Below are 6,071 nucleotides of genomic sequence, written 5' to 3'. Positions count from 1 at the left end.
TGCAGCGTGTCCACGCGCAGCATGCCGGCGCGGCGGATCGCGGCGTCGAACACGATGTCGGAGCCGGCCAGCGCGCCGGTGTGCGACGCCGCCGCGCGGATGCCGTTGCCGGCGCGCCCGGCCTTCACGACGATCACCGGCTTGTTGCGCGCCGCGGCACGCGCGGCCGACATGAACTTGCGCACCGTGGCGGTCGAGCCGCCGATCGACTCGATGTACAGCAGGATCGCGCGCGTGTGCGCGTCGCTCGCCAGGTGGTCGAGCAGGTCGCCGAAATCGACGTCCGCGTGCTCGCCGAGCGACACCAGGTGCGAGAAGCCGACGCCGCGTGCCTTGGCCCAGTCGAGCACCGCGGTGACCAGCGCGCCCGATTGCGAGATGAAGGCGATGTTGCCCGGCAGCGCGTCGGTGTGCGCGAAGCTCGCGTTCAACCCGAGGCGCGGCGTCAGCAACCCGAGGCAGTTCGGGCCGAGGATGCGCAGCACGTGCGGCCGCGCGGCATCGAGCAGCGCCTGCTTCTGCGCGGGGCTCAGCCCGGCGGTTATCACGATGGCCGCGCGCGTGCCGAAGCGCCCGAACTGCTCGACCAGCGCGGCCAGCGTGTCCGGTGGCGTGCACAGCACGGCCAGGTCGGGCGCGGCCGGCAGCTGGTCGGGGCGGGCGAAGACCGGCTGCCCGTCGAGCGTGCGCAGCCGCAGGTTGAGGGCATGCAGCGGGCCGCGAAAGCCCGCGCGCAGGTTGCGCCAGACGGTCGCGCCGACGCTCGCGGGCCGGTCGGAGGCCCCGGCCACGGCGATCGATCGGGGTTCCAGCAGGTGGTCGAGGTGGCGGACGCTCATGGTTCAGTGTGACATCGTGGCTTTGGGGTGCCTGCGTGCGCGGGGGGCTTCTTGACGTGGCGCAAGCCACGGCGCGGCCGCACACCGAAGAATGGATCCGTTCAATCCATCGTCGAGGGGGAGATTCCATGGACCTGCCGATCCAGCCGGCGAGCAACCTGGCTTGCACGCGGCGCCGCTTCATTGCGCTGGTGCCGGCCGGTGCGGCATGGCTCGCGCCGGCGGTGCACGCCAAGCCGAAACCCGCACCGCCGCCGGACCCGTCGACCTTCGCGCACCTGGACGAGCGCGACCCGCACGCGAAGGCGGTGGGCTACGTCGAGGACGTGGCGCGCGTCGACCGCAAGGTCTATCCGAAGTTCACGCCCGGAAGCACCTGCGACAACTGCGCGCTGTACCGGGTACCGGCGCAGCCCTGGTCAGAGTGCACGCTGTTCCCGCGCAAGCTGGTGGCGGCCAAGGGCTGGTGCGACGCCTACGTGCGGCGTGCCGGGCCCTGATCTGACCTGACCTGCTCTGACCTGACAATGGCGCGATGACCCTCGACGATCCGATCCTGTCCCACGCCCGCACGCTGACCGAACTGTTCGACGCGCGTGTCCTGCGCAGCCCCGAAGACACCGCTTACCACCGCTTTGATCCCACCGCGACCCGCTGGGTCGCGCTCAGCTGGCGCGAGGCCGCCGCCGCGGTGCAGCGCTGGACGCAGGCACTGGCCGCGCTGCGCCTGCCGGCCGGCGCACGCGTCGGGCTGCTGCTGCCGAACGGCGTCGAGGCCGTGTGGGCCGACCTGTCGACGATGGCCGCCGGCTGCGTGCCGGTGCCGATGCATGCGCTGGACAACCCCGCGAGCATCGCCTACATCCTCGGCGACTGCGAGGCGGCCGCGCTGATGGTGCAGGAGGTGGCGCAGTGGGAAGCGATCCGTGCCGCCGGCGTCGCGTTGCCGGCGTTGCGCTGCGTCGTCGTGGTGGGCGCAACCGCCATGGCATCCCCCCAGGGCGGCGCCATTCCCGTGATCGCGTTGGGCGAATGGCTGGCCGCCGGCGCGCAGGCTGCGGGCCTGCCGGCCACGCCGCCGCAGCCCGAGGACCTGGCCGCGGTCGTCTACACCTCGGGCACCACCGGCAAGCCGAAGGGCGTGATGCTGACGCATGCCAACGTGGTCGCGAACGTGATGGCGGTGCTCGCGCACGTCGCGCCGGGGCCGGACGATGTCTTCCTGTCGTTCCTGCCGCTGTCGCACACCTTCGAGCGCACGGCGGGCTACTACCTGCCGATCGCCGCCGGCAGCAGCGTCGCGCATGCGCGCTCGGTCGCGCTGCTGGCCGAAGACCTGCGGACCGTGCGGCCGACCGTGCTGATCTCGGTGCCACGCATCTACGAGCGTGTGCGCGCGCAGCTCGATGCACGGCTGGCCGGCTCGCGCGTGAAGCGCTGGCTGTTCGAGGCGGCGCAGGGCGTCGGCTGGCGGCGCTTCTGCCGGCGGCAGGGACTGCCCACCGAGGCGAGCCCGTGGGCGGCGGCCGAACTGCTGGTCGCGCCGCTGCTCGATGCGTTGGTGGGCCGCCCGCTGCGTGCGAGCTTCGGCGGCCGGCTGCGCGTGGCGGTGAGCGGCGGCGCGCCGCTCGCACCGGCGCTCGCGCGCTGCTTTCTCGGGCTGGGCGTGCCGGTGCTGCAAGGCTATGGCATGACCGAGACCGCGCCGGTGGTGGCGGCCAACACGCTGGCGCACAACGACCCGGCCACCGTCGGCACCGCGCTGCGGGGCGTCGAGCTGCGGGTGGGCGAGAACCGCGAGCTGCAGGTGCGTGGACCGAACGTGATGAAGGGGTACTGGAAGCGGCCGGAGGACAGCGCCCGCGCCTTCACCGACGACGGCTGGCTGCGCACCGGTGACCAGGCCTCGATCGACGAGGGCGGGCGGGTGCGCATCCTCGGGCGCATCAAGGAGATCATCGTCACGTCGACCGGCGAGAAGATCGCGCCGACCGACCTGGAGCTCGCGATCGCCGCCGATCCGCTGTTCAGCCAGGTGTTCGTGCTCGGCGAGAACCGGCCGTTCATCGCCGCGGTGGCGGTGCTCGATCGCACGCAGTGGCAGGCGTTCGCGCAGTCGCTGGGCGTCGACCCGGTGCAGCCCGCCAGCCTGAACCTGCCGGCGGTGCAGCAGGCCGCGCTGCAGCGCATCGCGCAACAGGCCGCCGCGTTCCCGCGCTACGGCGTGCCGCGCGCGGTGTGGCTGAGCCTGGAGCCGTGGACGGTCGAGAACACCCTGATGACGCCGACGCTGAAGCTCAAGCGGCACAACCTGATGGCTCGTTTCGAGCAGGAGATCGAAGGCTTGTACCGGCGCTGATCTGCGTCAAGCCTGCGAGGCCCCGGGCTTCCCACACTCGCGGGGTGGCATGTCGCCACGCTGCAAGGGAAACCCATCATGTACCAACGCATTCTCGTGCCCGTCGACGGCAGCGCCACCTCGATGCGCGGCCTGGACGAAGCGATCCGCCTGGCCAAGCTGACCGGTGGCCAGATCCGCCTGCTGAACCTGGTCGAGGACCCGACGATGAGCGCCGGCTACGCGAGCTTCGGCGCCTATGCCGGCGAGGTGCTGCCGATGCTGCGCAGCGCGGGCGAGGAGATCCTGGCCAAGGGCAGGGCGCGCGCGGCCGAGGCCGGCGTGGCCGCCGATTCGCAGCTGTTCGAGGGCCTGGGCACCCGGCTGGCCGATGCGGTCGAACAGGAAGTGCAGCGCTGGGGCGCCGACCTCGTCGTGCTCGGTACGCACGGGCGGCGCGGCGCGAGCCGGTTCTTCCTCGGCAGCGATGCCGAGCAGGTGCTGCGCTCGGCGCCGGTGCCGGTGCTGCTGGTGCGCATGCCGGAAGCCGCCGCCTGAGCACGTCCCGGCCGCGCTGTCTTCAATCGAGCGGGTGGGTCAGCAGCCACAGCAGCACGCCCACCGCGATGACGCCGAGGCCGAGCAGGACGGCGATGACGATCAGGCCGGTCATGGCAGCAGGGCTCCAGGGGCTTCTGACGGCTCAGCCGAGCAATGTCTTCATCGCCGCCAGCGCCGCCGCCGGATCGGCGATCGCGTGGTAGACCGGCGGGATCGGCCGCTCGATGCCGAGCAGCCCGTACACCGCATGCATCGCGCTGCGCACCGAGTACTCCACCGTGAACACCACGTCCTCGGGGATCTCGACGTACTGGCCGAGCAGCGCATAGTTCAGCGCCCCCCTGGGCACCACCGCCGGCCGGTCGCCGGCCTCGCGGCAGGCGAACTCGCTGGTGATGTACGGCATCATCACCGGGATCGCGGTGCTGGTGGCGAGCAGCTGGTCGAGGATGTCGGTGAAGCCGAGGTGGCGCACCAGCTCGGCCAGGATCTCGCGGCCGCTGCAGGCGGCCATCGGCTTGTCGACGAAGTTGCCCGGCTTGTCGACGAACAGCCCGTAGCCCCACACCGTCCAGACGCCGTCGGGCTGGTTCGCGAAGTGCGGCGCGTGCGGCACGACGATCGACATCAGCCAGTTCGAATCCTTGAAGGTCATCAGCCCGCCGGTGCCGGGTGCGTTGCCCGAGAACTCGTGGATGCGCTGGATCAGCGCCGGGTTGCGCAGCGTCAGCGTGAACGACAGCCACTTGCTCAGGTCGACGTCGCCGCAGAAGGCCTGCGGGCGGCCGAAACCGGGCGCCTTGCGCGCGAGCCGCTTCCACAGCGTCCAGGCGCCGTCGAGCGGCTCGCGCACCAGCTCGGCGGCGCGGTCGTGGCCGCCGCGGCGCGAGTCGGCCGTCATCGACCCGAGCGTGAGGAACACCTTGTCGTCGCGGCCGACGGAGAGGCTGAAGGGCCGGCCGTTGCGCTCGCCGTGCAGGGCCTCGATGCGCCGGCCTGCGCCCTCGTCGACGAAGTCGGCGTCGAGCACCCGGCTGCCGTGCTCGAAGACGACGCCGTGCAGGGCCAGCCAGTCGTGCATCGGCCGCACCACCGAGTCGTACTGGTTCAGCGCCGTGCGCCGCACCCCGCCCAGCGTGTGGATGCGCGGGAACTCCTGCAGGAAGCGCAGCATGTAGCGCCGCAGCTCGACCGCGCTGTGCCAGTTCTGGAACGCGAAGGTGGTGCGCCACATCGTCCAGAAGTTCGTCTCGAGGAAGTGCGGCGCAAACCAGTCGTCGATGCGGCGCGTGCCGAGCAGCCGCTCCGGCGTGACCAGCAGGCGCACCAGGTCGAGCCGGTCGTGCAGGTCGAAGCCGAGCTCGCTCGCGTCAAGGATGTGGTGCCCGCGGTCGACCAGCCGCGCGTGCGCCTGCGTCAGCACCTCGGCGTTGAACTGCCACACCTTGTCCTTCACGCTGCGCTTCGCGTCGCCGAGCGAGGGCACGCTGGACAGCACGTCCCACAGGCACACATAGGCCTCCTCGGTCCACATGCGCCCGCCGCGCGTCAGGAAGCCGCCGATGGCGTCGCCGCTGCCGTCGAGCGCGCCGCCGGCAACCGGCAATTCCTCGAGGATGCGGATGTCGCGGCCGCGCCAGCCGGCGTCGCGGATCAGCAGCACGGCGGCGGACAGCGCGGCAATGCCGCTGCCGACGATGAAGGCGCGCGGTGACGTGGAATGGCTCATGGTCGTTGTCTGCAGAGTTCAGGGTCTGCCGTCATTGAATCCGCGGCGCCTCGCCATCGGCTTGACGGGCGTCAAGCAGTGCCGATCAGGTCACGCAGAACAGCGGTGAATCGGGCCACAGCCCGTGCCCCAGCGACCAGCCCGATCCGATCACCAGGCACAGGCCGGCCAGCCGGATGCTCCACGCGAGCGCGCGCCGGTCGAGCCTCGCCCACAGCACCGGCGCGCCCCACAACGCGAGCGACGATGCGATGCCGAACGTGGCCATCACGCCGGCACCGGCCAGCGGGCCATCGGCCAGCGCTGCGAGCACCAGCGCCGACTGCAGCAGCCCGCACGGCCACGCGACCCACAGCGTGCCGGCCGCACCCGCCTTCAGCGGCCCGGCCATCGCCTGCCAGCCGGCGCGGGGCACGTTCACCACGGCTGGGGCCTGCCCGAGCCGCGCCAGCCAGCGCGGCTGCCGGCCGCTGAACAACAGCCACAGCCCGAGCGCGACGCCGGCCACGTGCAGCAAGGCCCACAGCGGCCGCAAGGCCGGCGTGGCCTGGCCGAGCCAGGCGAGCGCCGACACGCTGGAGGCGACCAGCGCGCCGCCCGCGGC

At 72.1% G+C, this 6,071-nt stretch carries 6 protein-coding genes; 3 read left to right on the top strand and 3 right to left on the bottom strand.

Annotation, left to right across the window (positions count from 1 at the left end):
• Positions 1-839, bottom strand: an 839-nt coding sequence (locus ACXJLU_RS32560; RefSeq protein WP_457337875.1) for a CoA-binding protein, incomplete at its 3' end; no start/stop codon positions are given.
• 128 nt (positions 840-967) lie between these two features.
• Between ACXJLU_RS32560 and ACXJLU_RS32555 the strand changes: the two genes are divergently transcribed.
• The 3 genes from ACXJLU_RS32555 (at position 968) to ACXJLU_RS32545 (ending at position 3,735) form a co-directional block, all read left to right on the top strand.
• Entirely contained in the window at positions 968-1,339 is a 372-nt protein-coding gene (locus ACXJLU_RS32555) for a high-potential iron-sulfur protein (RefSeq protein ID WP_457337874.1), read from the top strand.
• 35 nt (positions 1,340-1,374) lie between these two features.
• Positions 1,375-3,198 carry an AMP-dependent synthetase/ligase gene (locus ACXJLU_RS32550; protein ID WP_457337873.1) on the top strand — a complete coding sequence of 608 codons (1,824 nt, stop codon included), beginning with the start codon at positions 1,375-1,377 and terminating at the stop codon, positions 3,196-3,198.
• A gap of 78 nt (positions 3,199-3,276) precedes the next feature.
• Positions 3,277-3,735 carry a universal stress protein gene (locus ACXJLU_RS32545; protein WP_457337872.1) on the top strand — a complete coding sequence of 153 codons (459 nt, stop codon included), beginning with the start codon at positions 3,277-3,279 and terminating at the stop codon, positions 3,733-3,735.
• A 145-nt stretch (positions 3,736-3,880) separates the two neighbouring features.
• On the opposite strand, the gene ACXJLU_RS32540 is transcribed toward ACXJLU_RS32545, so the two are convergent.
• Together ACXJLU_RS32540 and ACXJLU_RS32535 are read right to left on the bottom strand one after the other, a co-directional pair.
• Positions 3,881-5,467, bottom strand: coding sequence for an oleate hydratase (locus ACXJLU_RS32540; RefSeq protein WP_457337871.1), 1,587 nt, complete (start codon positions 5,465-5,467; stop codon positions 3,881-3,883).
• Between the two features lie 85 nt (positions 5,468-5,552).
• A partial coding sequence (locus tag ACXJLU_RS32535) for a sulfite exporter TauE/SafE family protein (protein WP_457337870.1) occupies positions 5,553-6,071 on the bottom strand: 519 nt, incomplete at its 5' end.

The organism is Rhizobacter sp. P5_C2, assembly GCF_054049715.1.
This window is presented reverse-complemented; position numbering and strand designations above follow the sequence as displayed.